At 68.3% G+C, this 21,661-nt stretch carries 18 protein-coding genes; 12 read left to right on the top strand and 6 right to left on the bottom strand.

The window, feature by feature from the left end; all coding sequences use genetic code 11:
• Position 1 precedes the first annotated feature (1 nt).
• Positions 2-1,015, bottom strand: coding sequence for a Bug family tripartite tricarboxylate transporter substrate binding protein (locus BM133_RS10775; RefSeq protein ID WP_093433587.1), 1,014 nt, complete (start codon positions 1,013-1,015; stop codon positions 2-4).
• A complete protein-coding gene (locus BM133_RS10770; RefSeq protein ID WP_093433585.1) occupies positions 1,012-2,007 on the bottom strand; it encodes a Bug family tripartite tricarboxylate transporter substrate binding protein in 996 nt (331 codons plus the stop codon). The genes BM133_RS10775 and BM133_RS10770 overlap by 4 nt, the downstream gene beginning before the upstream one ends.
• A gap of 167 nt (positions 2,008-2,174) precedes the next feature.
• Between BM133_RS10770 and BM133_RS10765 the strand changes: the two genes are divergently transcribed.
• From BM133_RS10765 to BM133_RS10735, 7 genes are all read left to right on the top strand, one after another.
• Positions 2,175-3,632: an FAD-dependent oxidoreductase gene (locus BM133_RS10765; protein WP_093433584.1), complete on the top strand. Its 1,458-nt coding sequence runs from the start codon at positions 2,175-2,177 to the stop codon at positions 3,630-3,632.
• An 82-nt stretch (positions 3,633-3,714) separates the two neighbouring features.
• The gene (locus BM133_RS10760) at positions 3,715-4,569 is read left to right on the top strand and encodes an IclR family transcriptional regulator (RefSeq protein WP_093433582.1); all 855 of its coding nucleotides are present in this window, start codon (positions 3,715-3,717) and stop codon (positions 4,567-4,569) included.
• A 52-nt stretch (positions 4,570-4,621) separates the two neighbouring features.
• The gene (locus BM133_RS10755) at positions 4,622-5,917 is read left to right on the top strand and encodes an aconitase X (protein ID WP_093433581.1); all 1,296 of its coding nucleotides are present in this window, start codon (positions 4,622-4,624) and stop codon (positions 5,915-5,917) included.
• 61 nt (positions 5,918-5,978) lie between these two features.
• On the top strand, positions 5,979-6,440 hold the full coding sequence (locus BM133_RS10750; RefSeq protein ID WP_093433579.1) for an aconitase X swivel domain-containing protein: 462 nt from the start codon (positions 5,979-5,981) through the stop codon (positions 6,438-6,440).
• Positions 6,437-8,137: a dihydroxy-acid dehydratase gene (locus tag BM133_RS10745; protein WP_093433578.1), complete on the top strand. Its 1,701-nt coding sequence runs from the start codon at positions 6,437-6,439 to the stop codon at positions 8,135-8,137. Before BM133_RS10750 ends, BM133_RS10745 begins: the two co-directional genes overlap by 4 nt.
• Positions 8,138-8,251: 114 nt before the next feature.
• The gene (locus BM133_RS10740) at positions 8,252-9,379 is read left to right on the top strand and encodes a porin (RefSeq protein ID WP_093433576.1); all 1,128 of its coding nucleotides are present in this window, start codon (positions 8,252-8,254) and stop codon (positions 9,377-9,379) included.
• Positions 9,380-9,402: 23 nt separating this feature from the next.
• Complete coding sequence (locus tag BM133_RS10735; RefSeq protein WP_093433575.1) at positions 9,403-10,374, top strand: Bug family tripartite tricarboxylate transporter substrate binding protein; 972 nt, start codon at positions 9,403-9,405, stop codon at positions 10,372-10,374.
• Here BM133_RS10735 and BM133_RS10730 read toward each other — a convergent pair.
• The gene (locus BM133_RS10730; protein ID WP_093433573.1) at positions 10,361-11,299 is read right to left on the bottom strand and encodes an aldo/keto reductase; all 939 of its coding nucleotides are present in this window, start codon (positions 11,297-11,299) and stop codon (positions 10,361-10,363) included. The genes BM133_RS10735 and BM133_RS10730 overlap by 14 nt on opposite strands.
• Positions 11,300-11,355: 56 nt before the next feature.
• Positions 11,356-12,483 (bottom strand): ABC transporter substrate-binding protein, encoded by a 1,128-nt coding sequence (locus BM133_RS10725; protein ID WP_093433572.1) that lies wholly within the window; start codon positions 12,481-12,483, stop codon positions 11,356-11,358.
• Between the two features lie 116 nt (positions 12,484-12,599).
• Between BM133_RS10725 and BM133_RS10720 the strand changes: the two genes are divergently transcribed.
• The gene (locus BM133_RS10720) at positions 12,600-13,529 is read left to right on the top strand and encodes a LysR substrate-binding domain-containing protein (protein WP_093433570.1); all 930 of its coding nucleotides are present in this window, start codon (positions 12,600-12,602) and stop codon (positions 13,527-13,529) included.
• On the opposite strand, the gene BM133_RS10715 is transcribed toward BM133_RS10720, so the two are convergent.
• Positions 13,500-14,126: a 2-hydroxychromene-2-carboxylate isomerase gene (locus BM133_RS10715; protein ID WP_093433569.1), complete on the bottom strand. Its 627-nt coding sequence runs from the start codon at positions 14,124-14,126 to the stop codon at positions 13,500-13,502. The two genes, BM133_RS10720 and BM133_RS10715, sit on opposite strands and share 30 nt — an antisense overlap.
• A complete protein-coding gene (locus BM133_RS10710; RefSeq protein ID WP_093433567.1) occupies positions 14,123-14,956 on the bottom strand; it encodes a CmcJ/NvfI family oxidoreductase in 834 nt (277 codons plus the stop codon). The genes BM133_RS10715 and BM133_RS10710 overlap by 4 nt, the downstream gene beginning before the upstream one ends.
• A 173-nt stretch (positions 14,957-15,129) precedes the next feature.
• Here BM133_RS10710 and imuA point away from each other — a divergent pair, with 173 nt between their 5' ends.
• From imuA to BM133_RS10690, 4 genes are all read left to right on the top strand, one after another.
• Positions 15,130-15,936: a translesion DNA synthesis-associated protein ImuA gene (gene imuA, locus BM133_RS10705; RefSeq protein WP_093433566.1), complete on the top strand. Its 807-nt coding sequence runs from the start codon at positions 15,130-15,132 to the stop codon at positions 15,934-15,936.
• A complete protein-coding gene (locus BM133_RS10700; protein ID WP_093433564.1) occupies positions 15,905-17,272 on the top strand; it encodes a Y-family DNA polymerase in 1,368 nt (455 codons plus the stop codon). The genes imuA and BM133_RS10700 overlap by 32 nt, the downstream gene beginning before the upstream one ends.
• A complete protein-coding gene (locus tag BM133_RS10695) occupies positions 17,265-20,621 on the top strand; it encodes an error-prone DNA polymerase (RefSeq protein WP_093433563.1) in 3,357 nt (1,118 codons plus the stop codon). Before BM133_RS10700 ends, BM133_RS10695 begins: the two co-directional genes overlap by 8 nt.
• Before the next feature lie 82 nt (positions 20,622-20,703).
• A complete protein-coding gene (locus tag BM133_RS10690) occupies positions 20,704-21,660 on the top strand; it encodes a hypothetical protein (RefSeq protein WP_093433561.1) in 957 nt (318 codons plus the stop codon).
• The last annotated feature ends 1 nt before the right edge of the window (position 21,661 follow it).

Genomic DNA, 21,661 nt, shown 5'->3' with positions numbered 1-21,661 from the left:
GTTACTGCTTGGTGAGGCCGAGCTTGCGGATGGTCTCGGCCCACTGGTCGTAGGTCGTGCGCGTCAGCTCGGCCAGCTGCTGCGGGGTCGACGATTCGGTTTCGTAGGCGCCCTGGCGGAAGAAGTCGCGCGTGGCCGGCATCGCGAGCACCTGCGAGAGCGCCGCGTTGAGCTTGGCGACCACCGGCGCCGGCATGCGCGCCGGACCGTAGAAGCCGAGCCAGCTCGCCATGTCGACGCCGCTCACGCCCTGCTCGGTCATCGTGGGCACGTCGGGCAGCATCGGGCTCCGCCTGGGCGCCGCCACCGCCAGCATGCGCACCTTGCCGGTGGCCGTGTTCTGGATGGCGTTGGGCGCCGCGTCGAAGTAGTACTGCACGCGGCCCGCCAGAAAGTCTTTCGCGGCATCCGCGCCGCCCTTGTAGGGCACGTGCACCACGTCCAGGCCGGCCTGCCGCGCGAAGGCCTCGCCGTAGATGTGCGACGAGGTGCCGGTGCCGAACGAGGCATAGCTCATCTTCCCGGGATTGGCCTTGATGTAGGCGATCAACTCCTGCACGTTGCGCGCCGGCACGCTGGTGTGCACCGTCAGCACCAGCGGGCCGCGCGCGCCGAGCGAGATGGGCGTCAGGTCCTTGAACGGGTCGTAGCGCACCTGCGCCAGCGTCTGCGGGTTCTGCGCCACCACGGAAGAGGGTGCGTACATGAAGGTGTAGCCGTCGGGCGCAGCGCGGATCACTTCCTCGGTCGCGAGGATGAAGCTCGCGCCCGGCCGGTTCTCCACGATCACCGGCGTCTGCAGCACCTCGCCGAGCTTGTTGGCAACGAAGCGCGCCTGCGAGTCGGAAGCGCCACCCGCCGCCAGGCCGAGCACGATGCGGATGGTGCGGCCCTTTTCGGGAAAGGCCGCGGGCGAGGCGGCGAGCGAATGGAGCGGCAAGGCCGCCGCGCCCAGCGCGAGCCATGCGGCGGCGCTGCGTCGGGTGATGAAGGAAGAGAACAAGGAGGAGCTCATTGCTTGGCCAAGCCTACCTGCTGCACCATCGCGCCCCAGCGCTCGTAGGTCGAGCGCGTGATGCCGGCGAATTCTTCCGGCGTCGTCGCACCCGCTTCGTAGCCGCCCGTGCGATAGAACTCGCGCACCTGCGGCATCGCCAGCACCTGCGTGAGCGCCGCGTTGAGCTTGGCGACGACTGGCGCCGGCATGTGCGCCGGACCGTAGAAACCGAGCCAGCTCGGCAGGTCGAGCCCGGCGATGCCCTGCTCGGCGAAGGTGGGCACGTCGGGCAGCGCCGAGATGCGCGCGTTCGCCGCGATCGCGAGGATCTTCACCTTGCCCGAGGCCGAGGTGATGACGGCCGAGGAGGCCGAGTCGAACATGTACTGCACGCGGCCGCCGATCAGGTCCTTCGCCGCGTCGGAGCCGCCCTTGTAGGGGATGTGCACCGCATCGACGCCGGTCTTCTTCACGAAGGCCTCGCCGTAGATGTGCGAGGAGGTGCCCGCGCCGAACGAGGCGTAGCTCACCTTGCCGGGGTTGGCCTTCACGTAGGCCACGAGCTCCTTCACGTTGTTGGCGGGCACCGTGGTGCTCACCGACAGCACCAGCGGCCCGCGCCCGCCCATCGAGATGGCTGTGAAGTCCTTGAACGGGTCGTAGGGCACCTGCGCGAAGGTGTGCGGGTTCTGCGCCATCGTGGAAGAGGGCGCGTAGAGCAGCGTGTAGCCGTCGGGCAGCGCGCGCGACACCTCGTTGGCCGCGAGCATGGTGCTCGCGCCGGGGCGGTTGTCCACGATCACGCTGGTGCCCAGCACCTCGCCGAGCTTCTGCGCCACGATGCGCGCCTGCGCGTCGGTGCCGCCGCCGGCCGTGAAGCCCACGACGATGCGGATCGGCTTGCTGCGCGACGGGAAGTCCTGCGCCATGGCCAGTGGCACCAGGCCCAGCAAGGCCGCGGCGCCCAGGGCCCAGCCGAATGCACGGCGGGTGCCGTCGAGTTTCTTCATCGATATGTCTCCGTTGGAATCTCCTCTTATATTGATTTAGAAAATCATAAAAATCCACATTGACTAGGGAATACCCCGAACAAATGGCTTTTTTCGGTCTTTTGTATTTGACAAAATGAACATTGAAATCAAAATACGACGAAACAGCCCATCCAAGACACCATTCCATGAAAACTGTCGTCCGCACCGACGAGCGCATCCTGTCCTCCGACATCTTCGACCGCGACAGCCGCGTCAAGCGCCCTGACCACGGCAGCTGGGCAGAGCCCGGCAAGAACATTCCCGTCTACCACCGCTGCGGCGTGCTGGTGGTCGGCGGCGGCCCCTCGGGCACCGCGGCAGCCGCAGCCGCGGCCCGCGCCGGCGCCGACGTGGCGCTGCTCGAGCGCTACAACCACCTGGGCGGCCTCTCGACCGGCGGCCTCGTGATCTGGATCGACCGCATGACCGACTGGGAAGGCAAGCTGGTGATCCGCGGCTTCGCCGAAGAGCTGTTCGATCGCCTCCCCGCCGACGCCATCGCCGGCCCGCAGCGCGAGGACTGGGGCTCGCAGGACACGGCCAAGGCCGCGCACTGGTCGCAGCGCACCGCCGCCTATCACGGCGTGGTCACCTGGTCGCCCACCATCGACCCCGAGCGCCTGAAGCTGCTCTCGCAGGAGATCGTGCTGGAGCGCAAGGTCAAGCTCATCTACCACTCGTGGGCCGCGATTCCGATCGTGCAGGACGGCGCCGTCAAGGGCGTGGTGTTCGAGAGCAAGGAAGGCCGCATGGCGATCATGGCCGACGTGGTGGTCGATGCCACCGGCGACGGCGACCTGTTCGCCCGCGCCGGCGCCGCCTACGTGAACGACATCGAAGAGGCGGACGTGCACCACTGCATGAACACCTCGTGGCTCTTCGGCGGCGTGGACATGAACCGCTGGATCGAATTCAAGGCCGGCCAGCCCGACGCCTTCGCCGGCTTCATGGCGCGCGGGCGCGAACAGCTCGGCCTCTTCGAGCGGCCCTTCGTCTCGTGGCGCAACGACGTGGCGCTTTTCATGGGGCCGCGCCAGTCGGGTTATTCGGCGCTCGACGTGGACGACCTCACGGCGGTCGAAGTGCGCTCGCACCGCGCGATGGCCGCGCACCTGGACTACTTCAAGGCGCACGCGCCGGGCTTCGAGGATGCGTACCTGATGCTGAGCGCGCCGCAGATCGGCGTGCGCCATGCGCGGCGCCTCTCGGGTGTCGGCTCGGTGCTGCGCAGCCAGTGGCCGGATGGCGTGGCGCTGGCCGACGAGATCGGCGTGTCGCCCGCGGTGTCGCCGAAATTCCCGAACATCTCCATCCCCTACGGTGCGCTGGTGCCGCAGCAACTCGACGGCCTCGTGGCCTGCGGGCGCCACATCTCGTGCGACCGCAACTCGCACGGCTTCATGCGCGAGATTCCGCAGTGCTGGATCACCGGCCAGGCCGCGGGCGTGGCGGCGGCGCTGGCGTCGCGCGGCGGCATCGCGCCGCGCTTCGTGGACACCGGCGCGCTGCAGTCCGAACTGCTGGCGCAGGGCGTGTACCTGCGCACCGGGGCCGAAGCCGCGCAGGGCGCGGGCGCATCCATCGCCACCGAAGCCAGCGCCTGATCGTTTCGCCATGAACCCGGCCGATCTCCTTTCGCAAGCCTCTACATTGCAGAGTCTTGCAAAGCGTTCAAAGGGTCCCTCCATGTCCAACGACAAAAACGACAGCTCTCTTTCTGCAGCCGACGCCGCCGATGCGCGCGGCGAACGTTCCGACACCGTGAGCGCGCTGGAGCGCGGCATCTCGGTGCTGCGCTGCTTCAGCGAAGAGCGCCCGGTGCTGGGCCATGCAGACGTGGCGCGCATCACCGGCATTCCGCGCCCCACGGTCAACCGGCTGGTCGCGACGCTGCTCACGCTGGGCATGCTCAAGCCCGCGCAGGTGGCCGACCGCTTCATGCTCGGGCCGGGCGTGGTGTCGCTCTCGCGCGTGTTCCTCGGGAGCCTGGACGTGCGCGCCGCCGCGCGGCCCAGCATGCAGGCCATGGCGGAAGAAGTCGGTGCCTCGGTCTACCTGGCCATACGCGACGGCATGGAGATGGTGCTGATCGAAGCCTGCCGGCCGCGCTCGTCGATGCTTTCCGCACGGCTGGACGTGGGCTCGCGCGCGCCGTTGCCGAACTCGGCACTCGGTCGCGCGTACCTCTCGGCCTTGCCCGATGCGCAGCGCAACCAGCTGGTCGATTCGATGCGCCTCCTGCGCGGCCCCGAATGGGACGGCATCGCCGCGCCCATGACGCGCGCCATCGGCGAGGCCAGGCGCCTGGGCTACTGCCTCTCGCTCGGTGAATTCCACCGCGAGATCAACTCGGTGTCGGTGCCGCTCGTCGGTCCCGACGGCGAGGTGATGGCGCTCAACGGCGGCGGCGCCGCCTTCGTGTTCACCGAAGACAGATTGCGCAACGAACTCGCACCGCGCCTGCACGACATCGCGCTCACCATCGCGCGCGACATCGGCGGCCACGTGCCTGCACCCACGCTCACGCCCTCGCCGGGCTAGCAACCCGGCCGGGGACCCTTCCCCACGATGACAGAAGAACGGAGACACAGGCATGCACCTGAGCAACGAAGAAAAAGCCATGTACGACGGCCGCGACGGACCGGCCGTGCAGAAGGCGATGGACCTGCTGATGCGCTACGGCGAAGCCCTGGGCGCCGAGCGACTGGTCGAGACGCGCAACGTCTGCGCCACCATCACCTCGACCACGCCCTTCCAGCGCGACTTCGCGCTCGCCAAGGGCGGCGGCATGGATGCGGTGTTCTCCGAATTCAGCCTCGACAGCCAGGAGACGGTCGAGATCCCCAAGTTCAAGGTCTTCACCAGCCACCTGCAGCTGGGCTTCGACCCCGGCCAGCCCGAGCGCATGGGCGTGAGCGAGGAGATCGTGCAGTTCTACAACCGCAGCGAGCGCCATGCGGCCGGCCTCGGCGCGCAGATCATGAACACCTGCACGCCCTACCAGGTGGGCAACATCCCCACGCGCGGCGAGCACTGCGCGTGGATGGAGTCGTCGGCGGTGGTGTATTGCAACTCGGTGCTGGGCGCGCGCACCAACACCGAAGGCCGCGAGAGCACGGGCGCGGCGATGCTCACCGGGCGCATTCCGTACTGGGGCTACCACCTGGACGAGAACCGCCGCGCGACGCATGTGATCGAGCTCGACATCGAGGTCGAGTCGGTGCAGGACTGGGGGCTGCTGGGCTACTACATCGGCGAGCACGTGCAGGAGCGCGTGCCGGTGGTGCACAGCAAGCGCGGCATCGGCCGCGTGCCGAATTTGCCGCGGCTCAAGCACTTCGGCGCGGCCGCGTCGTCCTCGGGCGGCGTGGAGATGTATCACATCGCCGGCATCACGCCCGAGGCGCTGACGCTGGAGCAGGCGCTCGGCGGCAAGGCGCCCGTCGAGGTGCTGCGCTACGGCGAGGCCGAGCGCCGCGCGACCTACGAGAAGATCAACGTCACCGGCAAGGACAGTGAAGTCCAGTACGTGATGCTGGGCTGCCCGCACTACACCATCGAGCAGATCTGGGAGGCCGCGCAGCTCATCGAAGGGCGCAAGGTGCACCCCGATTGCGAGCTGTGGATCTTCACGCCGCGCGCCATCAAGTCGCTGGCCGATCGCAACGGCTACACCAAGATCATCGAAGATGCCGGCGGCATCCTCATGACCGACAGCTGCTCGGCCATGAGCCGCGCCGTGCCCAAGGGCACGAAGACGGTGGCGCTCGATTCCGCCAAGCAGGCGCACTACCTGCCCGCCATCCTCGGCGTGCAGGCCTGGTTCGGCAGCACGGCCGAATGCGTGGATGCGGCCTGCACCGGTCGTTGGAACGGAGGCTACGCATGAGCGCCGCGCCGGGCCGCCCCAAGCAAGCTCGCACCGCAGTGCGAAGCACGGAGGTATTCCAATGAGCGACGCAGTCATCACCGAAGAAAAAACCATCGTCATCCGCGGCCGCAAGGTGGTGGGCGGCGTCGCGGAAGGCGAGGCGCTGGTCACGCGCGACCGCATCTCGGGCTGGGGCGGCATCGACCCGCGCACCGGCACCGTCATCGAGACGCGCCACGAACTGCGCGGCCAGAGCTTCGCGGGCAAGGTGCTGGTGTTCCCGGGGGCCAAGGGGTCGTCGGGCTGGTCGGCGATGTTCCACATGACGCGGCTCATGAACTCCGCGCCCGCGGCGTTCCTGTTCAACGAGATGACCACCAAGATGGCGCTGGGCGCCGTGGTCACGCACTCGCCTTCGATGACCGATTTCGAGCGCGACCCGCTCGCCTGCATCGAGACCGGCGACTGGGTGTGCGTGGACGCCGACCGCGGCGTGATCGAGATCACCAGGAAGAACAACAGAACCGGAGACCGCTCATGACCCGCCCCCTGCGCAGCAACTTCCCGCGCGGCTCTTACCTTTGGTCGGTGCGCAATGCGCACTGGCGCGCGCTCGGCATTCCCGAAGAGGATTGCGAAAAGCCCAAGATCGCCATCGTCAACAGCTCCTCGGAACTGGCCGCGTGCTTCAGCCACCTGGACAAGGTGGCGGCGGAAATCAAGACCGCGATCCGCGCGGCGGGCGGCGTGCCGTTCGAGATTCGCACCGCGGCGCCCAGCGACTTCATCACCGGCGCGGGCGCGCGCGGCGCCTACATGCTCGGCGCGCGGGACCTGGTAACCAACGACATCGAAGTCGCGGTCGAAGGCGCGCAGCTGGACGGCATGGTCTGTCTCACCTCGTGCGACAAGACCGTGCCGGGGCAGCTCATGGCGGCCGCGCGGCTCAACATCCCGACGCTGCTCGTTCCCTGCGGCTACCAGCCCAGCGGCGAGTACCGCGGCAAGCACATGGACATCGAAGAAGTGTTCATCGGCGCGATGCACGCGGTCACCGGCAACCTGCCCATCGAAGAACTCGTAGGCATGAGCCGAGAAGCTATTCGCGGACCGGGCGTGTGCTCGGGCCTGGGCACGGCCAACTCGATGCACATCGTCTGCGAGGCGCTCGGCATGGCCTTGCCCGGCAGCGCGCCCGTGGCCGCGCTGAGCCCGAAGATGATGGCCGACGTGCGCGCGGCCGGCACGCGCATCGTGCAGATGGTGCTGGACGATTTGAAGCCGCGCGACATCCTCTCGCCCGGCGCCTTCGCCAACGCGGTGCGCGCGGTGCTGTCCGTCGGTGGCTCGCTCAACACGGCCAAGCACCTGCAGGCGATATCGACCGAAGGCGAGTGCGGCGTCGACGTGTACGGCCTCTTCGAAAGCCTGGGCCCCACGACGCCGGTGCTGGCCGGCGTGCGGCCCATCGGTGAGCATTCGATCGAGGCCTTCGAGGCGGCGGGCGGTTGCCGTGCGCTGATGAAGCAGCTCGCGCCCCTGCTCGACACGGGCGCACTCACGGTGACCGGCGGCACCGTCGCCGACAACCTGCGCCACGCCGAAGTGATGGACGCCGAGGTGATCCGCCCCATCGACCGCCCGGTCGCGCCGCTGCCGGCCATCGTGCTCCTGCGCGGCAACCTCGCGCCCGAGTCGGGTCTCATCAAGACCGGCATCGCCGAGCGCAAGGTGCGCCGCTTCACCGGGCCGGCCGTGTGCTTCTGGACTTCCGACGCGGCCATCGCCGCGCTGAAGAACAAGGAGATCGTCCCCGGCCAGGTGGTCGTGATGCGCGGCGCCGGCGCATGCGGCGGCCCGGCCATGGGCGGCGGCGCATCGCGCGTGGTCTTCGCGGTCGATGGCGCGGGGCTCGACGACCAGGTCGCGCTGCTGACCGACGGGCATCTCTCGGGCCTCGTGTGCAAGGGGCTCGTGGTGGCGGAGGTGTCGCCGGAGGCCGCGCTCGGCGGGCCGCTCGGCCTCGTGCGCGACGGCGACGTGATCACCATCGACCTCGATGCGCGCCGCCTGGACATCGCATTGACCGATGAAGAGCTTGCCGCCCGCCGCGCCGACTGGCAGGCGCCGCCGCCGGCGTTCGACACCGGCTGGCTGCAGCAGTACCGGCGCAACGTGAGCCCGCTGTCCAAGGGCGCCGTGCTCGTGCGCACCGAGCGCCCGCAGCCCGCCAGCTAGGCCTTTTTCACCCCCGGCTTCGCCAACCGGTGCGCACCCCCGTGCGCACCCGGTGGCGCAGCCCTGCGCGCGATCCAAGTTTTCAACCAAGAAAAGAGCAGGAGACAAGAAACCATGAAGAGACTTTTGATGTGGTCGGCCATCGGCCTTGCCAGCAGCGGCGCGGCGCACGCGCAATCGAGCGTCACGCTGTTCGGCGTGATGGACCTGGGCGTGCAGTACACGAAAGGCGAGGGCGGCGGCTCGGTCAAGGCGCTGTCGAACGGCGGGCTCTCGACCAGCCGGATCGGCTTTCGCGGCACCGAGGATCTGGGCGGCGGCCTGCGCGCAGGGTTCTGGCTCGAAGGCAGCCTGAACCCCGACCTGGGCACCGGCCGGCCGAGCAACAGCAACAACCAGACGAGCGGCGCGGGTGCGGCGGGGCCGATCAGCTTCGACCGCATGTCCTTCGTGAGCCTTTCGCACGATTCGCTGGGCGAGGTGCGGCTGGGCCACGACTTCATTCCGACGCACTACAACAGCATCTACTTCGACCCCTTCAACGCCAACGGCGTGGCGCGCGCGGGCAACCTCACGTTCGCGGGCGCGGGCACCGGGCCGCTGCCCACCGCCATCACCGGCAGCAACACGGTGAGCTACTGGCTGCCGGCCAAGCTGGGCGGTTTCTACGGCATGGCGATGGTCGGCACCGGCGAGAACGACTCCACGGCGCCGAACCGCGACGACGGCAACTTCGGCGGCGCGCGCTTCGGGTTTGCCTCGGGCGCGTTCGACATCGCGGCGGCCGTGACGCGCTCGCACTTCAACGCTACCTCCACCATCGGCAACTACACGCACGCCAACATCGGCGGCTCGTGGGACGCGGGTTTTGCGAAGTTCTTCGCGCTCTACAACAAGGTGACGGTGAAGATCGCCGGCGGCACGGTGCGCAAGAACACCGCTGAGATCGGCGCGCACATCCCGGCCTTCGAGGTCGGCCGCATCCGCGTGAGCTACGCCTACCTGGACGACCGCAGCGACGAGAGCCTGCGCAACGCCAACGGCATGCCGCGCAACCGCGACGATGCGCGCCAGTTCGGCATCGGCTACGTGCACAACCTCTCCAAGCGCACCGCGCTCTACGGCACCTACGCGCGGCTGATGAACAGCGGGCAGGCGCGCTACGTGGTGAGCGGCGGCGTGGCGCCGGCGGGCGGGCGGCGCTCGTCGGGGTGGGAGTTCGGTGTGCGGCACCTCTTCTGATCTTCTGAACCAAGGAGCCTTTCATGCGACGCAGAGACCTGGCCCTCGCGGCCGTTGCCGCCCTCACAACGACGGTGCTGCCCGGCACGGCAGCGTGGAGCGCCGACGCCTATCCGAACAAGCCCTTGCGGCTGATCGTCGGCTTCGCGCCCGGCGGCGGCGCCGATTCGCTCACGCGGATCATCGCGGAGGGGTTGTCCAAACAGCTCGGCCAGCAGGTGATCGTGGAGAACCGACCGGGCGCCGACGGTGTGCTCGCGGCGCAGGCCACGTCATCGGCAAAACCCGACGGCTACACGCTGCTGATGGGCACCAACACCGCGATGGTGGCCGCGCCCACGCTGCGGCCGACCTCGCCCTACGACCCGTTCAAGGCCTTCACGCCGATCAGCTCGGCGGGGCAGTTCTCGATGTTCCTCGTGGTGCCGTCGAGTCTGCCCGTCAAAAGCGTGAACGAGTTGCTGGCGATGGTGGCGGCCAAGCCCGGCGCCTACAACTCGGCATCGAGCAACAGCGCTTCGGAGTTGGCGATGTTGCAACTGCTGGGCGACCGCAAGGTGGTCAACGCGCGCTACAAGGGCGACATGCAGGCCATGACCGACCTGCTGGGCGGGCAGATCCACATGATGTTCACCACCGGCACACTGGCGCCGGGCTTCGTGAAGGAGGGGCGCATCCGCGCGCTGGTCACGCTGCTGCCGCAGCGCAGCGGCCTCTTGCCCGACGTGCCGACGGGCGGCGAGCTCGGGCTGGGCAAGCTCACGATCACGCCGTGGGCCGGCTTCTTCGGGCCGCCGGGGCTGCCGCAGGCGATCACCGACAGGCTTTCGCTGGAGTTGCAGAACACGCTCAAGCGGCCCGACGTGCATGCGCAACTGGTGCAGCAGGGTTTCGAGGGCTACGGCATGAGCTCCGCGAAGTTCGCCGAGTTCTTCCGCACGCAGTACGACGCCTTCGGCGCGACGGTGCGGGAGCACAACGTCAAGTTCGAATAGCGGCGGCCTCGCGGCGCCAGAAGGCCGCATCGGGGAAAGTGCCTGCCCCGGCCGCGGCGTTGTCCGCCATGTGCTCGGCGCGGCTCGTGCCGGGGATCGTGCAGGTCACGGCAGGGTGGCTCAGCACGAACTTCAGCAGCACCTGGGCCCAGCTCGTGCAGCCGATGTCGCCGGCCCACGCAGGCAACGGCTTGTCGCGCAAGCGGCGCAGCAATCCGCCGCCACCGAAGGGCATGTTGACGATCACCGCCACGCCGCGCTCGGCCGCGAGCGGCAGCAGGCGCTGTTCGGCATCGCGCGCGTCGAGCGAGTAGTTGATCTGCAAGAAATCGAGCTTCTCGGCGCGCAGCACGGCCTCGACCTCGTCGTAGGCCGAGGCGGTGTAGTGCGTGATGCCGATGTAGCGCACACGGCCTTTGTCCTTCCAGCCACGGAGGGTGGCCAGGTGCGTGCGCCAGTCGACGAGGTTGTGCACCTGCATCAGGTCCATCTGTTTGGTGCGAAGGCGCGTGAACGACTGCTCCATCTGCGCGATGCCGGCTTCGCGGCCCGAGGTCCAGACCTTGGTGGCGAGGAAGGGCTTGTCGCGCTGTTTCGCGGCCAGCAACTCGCCGGTGGTTTCCTCCGAGCGGCCGTACATCGGCGAGCTGTCGACGAGCTTGCCGCCGGCTACGAAGAGCGCGTCGAGCACGCCTGGAAGGCGCTGGTATTCGTCGGTGCCGGGGCGCTGGTCGAAGCCGATCCAGGTGCCGCAGCCGATCACGGGCAAGGCCTCTTTGGTGGAGGGGATGGGGCGGGTGGTCATCTGCATCGCGGGCCTGCCTTGTTGCTGGGCGAACGAGGGGAGCGCGGCACCCGCGCAGAGTGCGGCGCCCAGGCGAAGCAACCGGGCGCGCGTTACTGCGGGAAGGTGGGGCTCGTTCATGGAGGGCGTCGTCACGAACGAAATTCTGCGCCCGCGAGGCCGCCGGCCGGAAGGCCTCAGCGCAGGTAGCGCCCGTCGGCCTTGAGCATCGAGAGCTCCGAGAACGTCAGCCCGCGGTGCTCGCCGGGCCGGTACGACACGGCGATGCCGCCGATGTCCAGCGTCTTGAACGACTCCAGGCCCTTCTGCAGCGACTCGGGCGTCGGGTTCGCGCCCGCGCGCTTCAAGCCCTCGACCATGACCTTGGCCGTGACGTAGCCCTCCAGGCTGGCATAGCTGAACTCGTTCACGCCGATCTTCTTCATGGCCGCCTGGTACTCGGCAATCACCGGCATCGCGCTGTTCCACGGATAAGGCACGACCTGCGAGATGACCACGCCGGCCGCGTTCTTCTTGATGTCCTGGAAGAGCTTCTGCCCATTGAGGAACGAGAACGAATAGAACGCCGTCTCGCCGCCCGCCGCGCGGTAGGCGGTGATGAACTTGGCCGCCACGTCGTTGGTGGCCGACAGCACCACGGCCTTGGGCTTGAGCTTGGCCAGTTCGGCGGCGCGCTCGGCGGCGTCGGAGCCGTCGTTCTTGATGGCGACGCTGCCCACCATCTTCTCGCCGCGCTCCGCGATGAACTTCTGCGTGCTCTCCATCGCCGAGCGCGCGCCGGGGTTGTCGTTGTGCGCAAAGGCAATGCGCGAGAGGCCGATGGTGAACAGGTGGTTCACGATGCGGCTGTACTCCTCGTCGAAGCTGATGCGCACCGGAAAGCCGTACTCGGTGAACTTCACCACCGGGCCCGCGCCCGTGTAGGGGCCGACGACGGGAATCTTCAGTTCGTTGGCCGCCTTGATCGCGCCGACCGACGACGAGGTGCCGATGGGCATCAGCACGCCGATGGCGCCGTCTTTCGCGAAGGCCTTGACGTTCTCGGCGCCCTTGGCGGGGTCGTAGGCGTCGTCCAGCTGGCGCAACTCGACCGGCCGGCCGTTGATGCCGCCGTTCGCATTCAGCGTGGTGAACATGGCACGGATGCCGACCAGCGGCTCGGTCGAGAGCGATGCGAGCGGGCCGGTCTGCACGTAGGTCTGGCCGATCAGGATCGGCTTGGTCTGCGCCTGCGCCGCGGGCGACAGGCCCAGTACGAAGGCGGTAAGGGCAGAAGCCAGCAGATGAATCTTTTCGTGTTTCATGGTCACAAACTGTTAATGAAAGTCATCTTAAAGCGCGAAGCCTTTCGGGTAAATCGCTCTTTGGTTGCGGTGCAGCACGCGCGGGATCAGAATTCGCTCTCATATTCACCATGGGAATGCCACTCTCGCTCCTCCGACTGTCCTCGCTGGACCTGGTGCGGGGCTTCGTCGCGGTGGGCCGTCGCATGAGCATCTCGCTCGCGGCCGAGGACCTGTGCCTCACCCAATCGGCTGTCAGCAAGCAGGTCCATGCGCTCGAAGCGCAACTGGGCGTGAAGCTGCTGGTGCGCGGCCATCGGTCGATTTCCTTCACCGCCGAGGGCGAGCGGCTCTTTCGCAGCGCGGACGGCGCGGTGCAGCAACTGCAGGACGTGATGGGCGGCATCCGCCAGGCGGGCGAGCAGCGCCCCGTGACGCTCAGCGCCAGCATCGGCATGACGGGGCTCTGGCTGCTGCCGCGGCTCAGCCGGGTGCAGAAGCTGCATCCGGGGGTGGACGTTCGCGTCTCGGCCAACAACCGCCTGGCCGACCTGCGCCGCGAGGGCATCGACCTCGCGATCCGCTACACCACGCCCGCGCTGGCGCCGGCCGGGGCGCTGCGGCTCTTCGGGGAAACGGTGGCGCCCGTGGCGCATCCTTCGCTGCGCCTGAAGACGCTGCGCGCGGCCGAGACCGTGTCGCGCCTGTGCCTGCTCGATTTCGACGATCCGCAGCACCCGTGGCTGCAGTGGCACGGCTGGCTGGCCTCCGTCGGCTGGGCCGATGCGAAACCTCAGGCCGTGTTGCACTTCAACCAGTACGACCAGTTGATCCAGGCCGCGCTGGCCGGGCAGGGCGTGGCGCTGGGCCGGCTCGAGCTGATCCAGCCGCTGCTCGACGAAAAGCGCCTGGTGCGCTTGGATTCGCCGGCGCCCGCGCAGGCCTCGGGGCATGCGTACTGGTTGATCCAGGCTGAAGACGAACCGCGCGAAGAGGTGCGCCATGTGGCGGCCTGGCTGGTGGCCGAGGCGCAGCAGTCACGCGATGCCGTGGATGCCGGTCCCTGAGCAGAAGGCCATCGCCTCGTCGAGGCGGTCGTTGCCCCAGAACATTTCGTCGCCGGCAAGGAAGGTGGGTGCGCCGAAGATGCCCTTTTCGGCGGCGATTTCCGTCTGGCGCCGCAGCCGCGCCTTGTTCGCATCGGAAAGCGCCTCTTCGATGATCCGGTGCGCCGGAAGATCGAGCGCTGCCAACAGCTCGCGCATGGCCTGCGGCGAATCGATGTCGCGGTCTTCGGCGAAGTTCATGACCATCGTGCGGCGGCAGAACTCCCCCATCCAGGGCTGCGCCGCACCGACGAGCGCGATGCGAAGCGGCAGCACGGTCGCCCTCGGAAACTGCGTGGGCCGCCGCCACGGCAGGCCGTAGCGGCGGCACTGGCGGGCCATGTCCTTCCACGTGTAGTCGCCTTTTTCCTTCTGCAGCACGAAGGGCGACGAGGCCCAGCCGAAGGACCGGAAGATCGGCCCGAGCAGAAAGGGCTGCCAGCGGATGCGCACGTGATGGCGGGCCGCTTCGTCCTCGATGCGCATCATGCCGAGATAGCTGTAGTTGCTGCCGAAATCGAACCAGAAGTCGAGCACGGGGAGCGCGCGCGGCGTCATTCGAACACCACCAGGCAGCGGGCCTCGATGCTCTCGCGCAGTGGCGCGTCGGCGGGCGAATCGGGGTGATCGAAGGCCGCGTGCGGCGTGTAGCGCGAGACGCCGCCCAGTTGCGAGTCGTACTGCTTGAAGACCAGCGCCTCGTGCCGGTCCATCGCTGAAAAGTAAGACCAGCGGTGCGCGGGCGAATGCGTGGCCAGGTAGATCTCGCCGGTGCGGCGCGGATAGCGGACCTCGGCATTCACCAGGTCCTTCGCCATCACCGAGCGCGCATCGCAGACGGCCAGCGGCGTGTCGAGCACCGGCCCCCTGATCGAGCGCCAGATGTTGACGATGCAATAACGCCGCACGGCCGCGGCTTCGTCGGGGTCGGTCAGCACCATGCCCAGCCGGCGGCGGCCGGAGTCTTCGGTGTAGTCGTTGTGGATGCGGCCGTTGGCGGCCGTCTTGCCATTGGTGGCGCGGCGGCCGAAGCTCAGCGCGGTGCGATCGGCCTCGCGCTGGCGCACCAGATGATCGAACACATGGGCCCGCGTGCCGCCCGTGACCGCGAGCGCCAGCTCGGCCACCTCGCGGTGGTAGATGGCGGTGACCTGGGCGTCGTCCAGGAAATCGGAGACCGCCGTGGGCGCATCGCGCAGCACGAAGCCTTCGTGCTCGATGTGGGCCGGCGTCGCGGCCGCGCGGGCATCCGCGATCGGCATGGGGCGCACTTCGTAGGTGCCGCTTTCCCAGGGCGTGCCGGGCGGCGGCGCAAAGGTATAGCTGAAGGGGCGCAGCGCGGAAGGCTGCAGGTAATTCAGGCCGGCGGTGACGGTGGGGTGGTTCATGCGGGGCTCCTTGGTCCGAGGGGCATTGGAGCGAAAGCGCGGCGCCGGCTCAAACGACTTCTGCGCGCCTTGGCATGAGCCAAAGGAATATGAAAAGGCCTGCCGGGAAGAAAGCCTTCTTCCTTCTTGCGAGCCATGGAATACTGTATAAAAATACAGTTAACAGTTCAATCATGGGCCTCCCTTTCCTCGACTCCTTTTCCGCCGCCGCGGGCCGTGGCGTCTGGCATGCCGACGAACTCGGCCTGGCCGACGCGCAGGTCGTCGCGACCGGCCACGCCGCGCTCGATGCGGAGTTGCCCGGCGGCGGCTGGCCGGTCGGCGCGATGACGGAATTGCTGCAAAGCGCGCCGGAAGCGCATGTCTGGCGATTGCTGCTGCCCGCGCTGGCGCAGGCAGTCGAGGCGCGCGGCGGGCCGGTGGTGCTGATCGGCGCGCCTTACGAGCCCTGCGGCCCGTCGCTCGCGGCGCAGGGCCTGCCGGTGGAGGCGCTGATGTGGGTCCGAAGCGATGCGCCGGCCGCACGCCTGTGGGCCTGCGAGCAGGCGCTGCGCTGCGCGGACGTGTCCGCCGTGCTGGCCTGGCTGCCGCAAGCGCGGGTGGGCGAGTTGCGGCGGTTGCAATTGGCCGCCGCGCAGCACGACGTGCTGCTCTTCGTGTGCCGGCCCCAATCGGCTGCGCAGGGCGCTTCGCCCGCGCGGCTTCGTCTGCAGGTGGAAAGCTGCGAGACGGATGCATCGCAGATCGAACTGCGCATCCTCAAGCGCCGCGGTCCGCCGCTGGCTTCGCCGGTGATGCTGCCGGCGCGCAACGAACGCATGACCGCATTGCTGGCCGCCGCCCGGCTGCGCCGCAAGCTGCGCCTGCAGCAGCACGGCACGGTGCCGGTTGGCGACACGGCAACGTCCGCGACCGTGGTGCGCATCGACGCGTGGAAAGGAGGCCCCAATGCACTGGATCGCATTGCGGTGGTCGCTTGAAGCCGACGCACCCGACGCACCGCAACTGCCCACGCCCGAAGCCCTCGGCTGGTGGGCGCTGGAATACACGCCGCACGTTGCTTGGCAGGACGAGGCGCTCATGCTTGAAGTCTCGGCCTGCGAGCGCCTGTGGGGTGGGCGGCTGCAACTGATGCGGCAACTGGTCCATGCAAACCCCGCGGCCGACGTGCGCATGCTCGGCGCCCAGGGCGCCACGAGCCTGATCGCGCTCGCGCGGCTGCGCCTGTTCGAGCGGCAGGAAGAGCGCCCGAAGGCCATACCGGTCGGCCTGCCGCTGGACACGCTGACCGCGGCGCGCCCCCATCTCGACCTGCTCGCCCGCCTGGGCTGCCGCACCTGGGGCGAGGTGGCCGCCTTGCCGCGCGGCGGCCTCACGCGGCGCTTCGGCACCGAGTTGCGCACGGCGCTCGACACGGCCTGGGGCCTTTGCCCCGAAAGCCACGACTGGCTCACGCTGCCCGACGTGTTCGAGCAGAAACTGGAACTGCCCGCGCTCGCCGAGACTGCACCCGAACTCATGTGGTCGGCCAACCGCCTGCTCTCGGCACTGCAGATCTGGCTGCGCGCCCGCCAGCGCGGTGCGCGCGCGCTCGAATTGCAGTGGACGCTCGACCTCAAGCGCTTCAACGGCGTGAACCTGCCGCCGCACCAGCAGGTCACCGTGCGCACGGCCGAGCCCACGCAGGACCTGGCGCACCTGCGCCGCCTGCTGTCGGAAAAGCTCGCCCTCACCACGCTCGCGGCGCCCGCGAGCTGGCTCAGGCTGCGCACGCTGGAGACCGATCCGTGGGCCGGCGCCAGCACCAGCTTCCTGCCCGAGGACAACCGCAAGGGCGACAAGCTGCACGAGATGGTCGAGCGCCTCAGCGTGCGGCTCGGAGCGCACCAAGTGGTGGTGCCGTGCGCAGAGGCCGATCACCGGCCCGAGCGCAAGCAGGCATGGCGGCCCGCGCTGCACAAGGACCAGGCCGTGCCCGACAAGACCCACAAGCAATCGAAGGCCGCGAAGGCTGCGGCTTCGCAGTCGCAGCAGCCTGATGCGATCTATCCGCCGTGGCTGCTGCCCGAACCCCTGTTGCTAGAGATGGACGGCGAGCGCCCGTGCTACCGCGGCCCGCTCGGCAAGCTCGTCGGGCCGCAGCGCATCGAGGCCGGCTGGTGGGGCGGCAAGGAGGACGGCGGCCAGCCGGCGATGCGCGATTACTACGTGGCGGAAAGTCCCGAAGCCGGGCTGGTGTGGATCTTTCGCGAGCGGCCCTCGGCCCGGTTTTCTTCGGGCGAGGTGCGCTGGTACCTGCAGGGGTTCTATGCCTGACCTGAGCGCCAAGGAGGAACGCAAGCGCCAGCCGGCCAAGGTGCATGCGCTGCCGGTGCCGCTGCGCAAGAGGCCGGTGGCGGCATTGCCGGGCTATGCAGAGCTGCACTGCCTGACCAACTTCAGCTTCCAGCGCGGCGCCTCGACGCCCGAGGAAGTGGTCGAGCGCGCGTATCAGCTGGGGTATGCGGCGTTGGCGATCACCGACGAGTGCTCGGTGGCCGGCATCGTGCGGGCCTACGTCTGCAGGCGCGACATGGAACGCACGCTCGACGAATACGAACGCGAGAACCCCAACGAGCCGCCGATCCCGCGCAACCTCGATTTCCGCATGCTGTTCGGCAGCGAGTTCCGCTTCGAGCGCTTCAAGCTCGTGGTGATCGCGAACGACACCGAGGGGTGGGGCAACCTCTGCGAGTTCATCACCGCCGCGCGCAACACCGAGTTGCCCAAGGGCGAGTACCGCGTGAGTTGGGAAGGCAGCGACGTGGCTTCGTTGCAGCGCTGCCAGATTCTTTTCGTGCCGCGGCGTAACCCAGGTGGCGCGATGGACACGGCCACACTGCACGAAGACCTGATGGCCGCCAAGGCGCTCTACGCGGACAACCTCTGGCTGGCCGTGGAAATGCTCAACGAACTCGATGACGACCTGTGGTTCGTCACGTTGATTCAGGCGGGCGAGCAGACGGGCGTGCCGCTGGTGGCGGCGGGCGATGTGCACATGCATGCGCGCGCCCGCAAGCCATTGCACGACGTGTTGACGGCGGTGCGCGAAGGCAAGACCGTCGCCGAGTGCGGCTTTGCGCTGCAGTCGAATGCCGAGCGGCATCTGCGGCAACGGGTTCGCCTCGCCGAGCTCTACTTGCCCGGGATGCTGGCGAATACGCTCGTGGTGGCCGGACGGTGCAGGTTCGATCCGGCGGTGATCCGGGACAACTACAAATATCCGCTGGAAACCGTGGGCAGCAGCGAGACGCCCTTGCAGACGCTGGTGCGCAAGACCTGGGAGGGTGCGGCAGTGCGCTACCCGAATGGCATTACCGACAAGGTGCGCGAGCAGGTAGAGAAAGAGCTCGTGCTGATCGCCGAACTCAAGTACGAGATGTTTTTTCTCACGGTGGAGGACATCGTGCGTTTCGCGCGTTCGCAGCAGATCCTCTGCCAGGGGCGCGGCTCTTCGGCCAACTCAGCGGTGTGCTATTGCCTTGGCATCACTGCCGTCAACCCCGACAAGGCCACCTTGCTGTTCGAGCGCTTTCTGAGCCGCCATCGCAATGAGCCACCCGACATCGACGTCGACTTCGAACACCAGCGCCGCGAAGAAGTCATCCAGTACATCTACAAGAAATACGGCCGTGAACGCGCCGCCATCGCCGCCGTCGTCATCTGCTATCGCTCCCGCAGCGCGTTGCGCGACGTGGGCAAGGCCATCGGCATCGACGAGCGGCTGGTCGATGAATTCGCCAAGGACCACTACTGGTTCGACGACGCCGTGCTCGGCGAACAGTTGAATGCCGCATGCGCGCGCGTCGGCGTGAAGGAAGACGAACTCAAGCTCGTCCAGTGGATCGAGATGACGCAGCGCCTCAAGGGCTTTCCGCGCCACCTGAGCCAGCACGTCGGCGGCTTCGTGCTCACGCACACCAAGCTCACGCGGCTGGTGCCGGTCGAGAAGGCGTCGATGAAAGACCGCTCCGTCATCCAGTGGGAAAAGGACGACCTTGAAGCCATGGGCATGCTCAAGGTCGACGTGCTCGCGCTCGGCATGCTCAGCGCGATCCGCCGCGGGCTCGATCACATGAATCGGTGGCGCAACTCGATGGTGCAGATGCACGACGTTCCTAGCGACGACCAGAAAGTGTTCGACATGATCTGCGACGCCGACACCGTCGGCGTGTTCCAGATCGAGAGCCGGGCGCAGATGTCGATGCTGCCGCGCCTGAAGCCGCGCACCTATGAGGACCTGGTGATAGAGGTGGCGATCGTGCGGCCGGGGCCCATTCAGGGCGGCATGGTGCATCCGTATCTCAAGCAGCGCGAGCGGGTGCGAAAGGGCTTGCCGATCCTCTATGAGAAAGATGAACTGAAGCCTGCGCTCGAACGCACGCTGGGCATCCCGATCTTCCAGGAGCAGGTGATGCAGATCGCCATGATCGCGGCCAGGTTCTCGGCCGACGAGGCCGATCAGCTGCGCCGCGCCATGGCGGCGTGGAAGCGCAAGGGCGGGCTCGAAAAATTCCACGAGAAGCTCGTCAAAGGCATGACCGACAACGGCTACAAAGCCGAGTTCGCCGAAGCCATCTTCAAGCAGATCCTGGGCTTCGGCGACTACGGCTTTCCCGAGAGCCACGCCGCGAGCTTCGCGCTGCTGGTCACCATCAGCAGTTGGCTCAAGAACTACGAGCCCGCGTGCTTTCTCGCCGCGCTGCTCGACTCGCAGCCCATGGGCTTCTACAGCCCCTCCCAACTGGTACAGGACGCGCGCCGCCATGGCGTCGAGGTGCGTCCCGTCGATGTCACGTGCAGCGACCTGGACACCACGCTAGAACCGCGCGCCCCCGATGCGCCGCGCATGCCGCCAGGCACCGACGCGCGCTACGCCGAGCGCCTGGGCAACGAGAACCAGCCCGCGGTGCGGCTCGGCCTGAACCGCATTTCAAGCCTCGGCAAGGGCGGCGTCGAACGCCTGCTGAAAGCGCGCGAACAGGCGCCATTCACCAGCACCGAGGACCTCGCCCTGCGCGCTGAACTCGACGGCAAGGACATGGCCGCGCTCGCCGCGGCCGATGCGCTGATGTCGCTCTCTGGCCATCGCCGCCAGCAGGTGTGGGACGCCACCGCGCAGCATCGCTCGCCGGCCCTGCTCAAGGGCGTGCCCATCAACGAGCAGGTGCTGCTGCTGCCCGCGGCGCCCGAGGGCGAGGAGATCGTCGGCGACTATGCCGCGCTCGGCCTCACGCTGCGCCGCCATCCGCTCGCGCTGCTGCGCCCGCGTCTGGCGCGCATGAAGCTCATGAGCGCGGAGGAACTGCGCGCGCAGCCCACCGGCCGCACCGTGCGCGCCTGCGGCATCGTCAAGGGACGCCAGCGCCCCGGAACGGCCAACGGCACGATCTTCGTCACGCTGGAGGACGAGACCGGCAACGTCAACGTGATCGTCTGGAACCACGTCATCGAGGCCTGGCGCGAGCCGCTTTTGAAATCGCACCTGCTCGCGGTGCAGGGCACCTGGCAGCGCGACGACGACAGCGGCGGCAAGGTGCAGCACCTGATCGCCACCGGCTTCAAGGACCTGACGCCGCTCATGGGCCGGCTCGCGCAGAGCAACACCAGCCGGGATTTCCATTGAACGGGCGAGCGCGAGGGGCGATGGATGCAACCGATCGTTCCACGCCTCGCGCCTCCCACGACTTTTCGCTAATCTGTTCATCATGTCCGCACTAGCCATCGACCCCCTCGTCGCCACGCCGATCGGTCCGCCGCCACCGGCGCCCGATGTGCCGATTCCCGTGACACCGCCACCGCCGCCGCCCGAAGGCGATCCGCCACCGGTCGTGCCGCCGGTTACCGACCCGGGATTTCCGCCACCCGTGGTGGAGCCGCCGCCGATGCAGACAGCGGCAGCAGCAGCAGCGACCGCGACGGTGCCCTTCGGCAAGCTGCACGCGCGCCGCCTGCGCGAGATCTACCGCTCGGCCGGCTGGCCGTGCTGCGACGGCATCGAAGTCGAGCTGCTGGCCGGCGGCTTTCTCGAACGCGTGCGTACCGCGCACGGCCACGAGACCCTGCGCGTGACCGACGCCGGCATCGCCCGCATCGCGACCACGCTCACCCTCAACCGCGCGGCGCTCACGCCGCACGAGGCGCTGGTCGAACGCGTGGCGCGCGAGATGACGCGCGGCGGCCGCATCGCATGGCGCGGCCTGGGCCTGCGCGCGCGCCTGCCGCCGCTGGAAGATGAAAAGGGAGAGGGAAAGGCAGAGGGAGAGGGCGGCAAGCCGCGCTGGTGCATGGCGCGGCCCGATGTGTTTTCGATCCGCAACACCAGCGTCGAGGCCTATGCGCACCCGATCGTCCATGAGGTGAAGGTGAGCCGTGCCGACCTGCTGGGCGACCTGCGCAAGCCCGACAAGCGCGCGGCTTATCTCGACCTGGGCGGCGAGTGCTGGTACGTGCTGGGCAACGATGCGCGCGGACGCTGCATCGCCACGCCCGAGGAGATTCCGGCGGAGTGCGGCGTGCTGGTGCTCGAAGGCGAGCGCCTCGTGGTGGCGCGCGCCGCGGTGCATCGCCCGATCGAGCGCATTCCGTTCGCGGTGTGGCTGGCGCTGGCCAAGGCGCAGCCGATTGCGGGCTTCGACGAAGACGTGCAGGACATGCTGATCTAGC

It is taken from the genome of Variovorax sp. 770b2, from assembly GCF_900115685.1.
GTDB lineage: Bacteria > Pseudomonadota > Gammaproteobacteria > Burkholderiales > Burkholderiaceae_C > Variovorax.
This window is presented reverse-complemented; position numbering and strand designations above follow the sequence as displayed.

What these genes read in the sequence shown, in the direction of transcription:
- imuA (WP_093433566.1), top strand. Translation starts at nt 15,130, where the DNA reads ATGGGCCTCCCTTTCCTCGACTCCTTTTCCGCCGCCGCGGGCCGTGGC.
- BM133_RS10690 (WP_093433561.1), top strand. Translation starts at nt 20,704, where the DNA reads ATGTCCGCACTAGCCATCGACCCCCTCGTCGCCACGCCGATCGGTCCG.
- BM133_RS10765 (WP_093433584.1), top strand. Translation starts at nt 2,175, where the DNA reads ATGAAAACTGTCGTCCGCACCGACGAGCGCATCCTGTCCTCCGACATC.
- BM133_RS10775 (WP_093433587.1), bottom strand. Translation starts at nt 1,015, where the DNA reads ATGAGCTCCTCCTTGTTCTCTTCCTTCATCACCCGACGCAGCGCCGCC.
- BM133_RS10730 (WP_093433573.1), bottom strand. Translation starts at nt 11,299, where the DNA reads ATGAACGAGCCCCACCTTCCCGCAGTAACGCGCGCCCGGTTGCTTCGC.
- BM133_RS10710 (WP_093433567.1), bottom strand. Translation starts at nt 14,956, where the DNA reads ATGAACCACCCCACCGTCACCGCCGGCCTGAATTACCTGCAGCCTTCC.
- BM133_RS10695 (WP_093433563.1), top strand. Translation starts at nt 17,265, where the DNA reads ATGCCTGACCTGAGCGCCAAGGAGGAACGCAAGCGCCAGCCGGCCAAG.
- BM133_RS10760 (WP_093433582.1), top strand. Translation starts at nt 3,715, where the DNA reads ATGTCCAACGACAAAAACGACAGCTCTCTTTCTGCAGCCGACGCCGCC.
- BM133_RS10720 (WP_093433570.1), top strand. Translation starts at nt 12,600, where the DNA reads ATGCCACTCTCGCTCCTCCGACTGTCCTCGCTGGACCTGGTGCGGGGC.
- BM133_RS10755 (WP_093433581.1), top strand. Translation starts at nt 4,622, where the DNA reads ATGCACCTGAGCAACGAAGAAAAAGCCATGTACGACGGCCGCGACGGA.
- BM133_RS10745 (WP_093433578.1), top strand. Translation starts at nt 6,437, where the DNA reads ATGACCCGCCCCCTGCGCAGCAACTTCCCGCGCGGCTCTTACCTTTGG.
- BM133_RS10735 (WP_093433575.1), top strand. Translation starts at nt 9,403, where the DNA reads ATGCGACGCAGAGACCTGGCCCTCGCGGCCGTTGCCGCCCTCACAACG.
- BM133_RS10750 (WP_093433579.1), top strand. Translation starts at nt 5,979, where the DNA reads ATGAGCGACGCAGTCATCACCGAAGAAAAAACCATCGTCATCCGCGGC.
- BM133_RS10700 (WP_093433564.1), top strand. Translation starts at nt 15,905, where the DNA reads ATGCACTGGATCGCATTGCGGTGGTCGCTTGAAGCCGACGCACCCGAC.
- BM133_RS10715 (WP_093433569.1), bottom strand. Translation starts at nt 14,126, where the DNA reads ATGACGCCGCGCGCGCTCCCCGTGCTCGACTTCTGGTTCGATTTCGGC.
- BM133_RS10770 (WP_093433585.1), bottom strand. Translation starts at nt 2,007, where the DNA reads ATGAAGAAACTCGACGGCACCCGCCGTGCATTCGGCTGGGCCCTGGGC.
- BM133_RS10740 (WP_093433576.1), top strand. Translation starts at nt 8,252, where the DNA reads ATGAAGAGACTTTTGATGTGGTCGGCCATCGGCCTTGCCAGCAGCGGC.
- BM133_RS10725 (WP_093433572.1), bottom strand. Translation starts at nt 12,483, where the DNA reads ATGAAACACGAAAAGATTCATCTGCTGGCTTCTGCCCTTACCGCCTTC.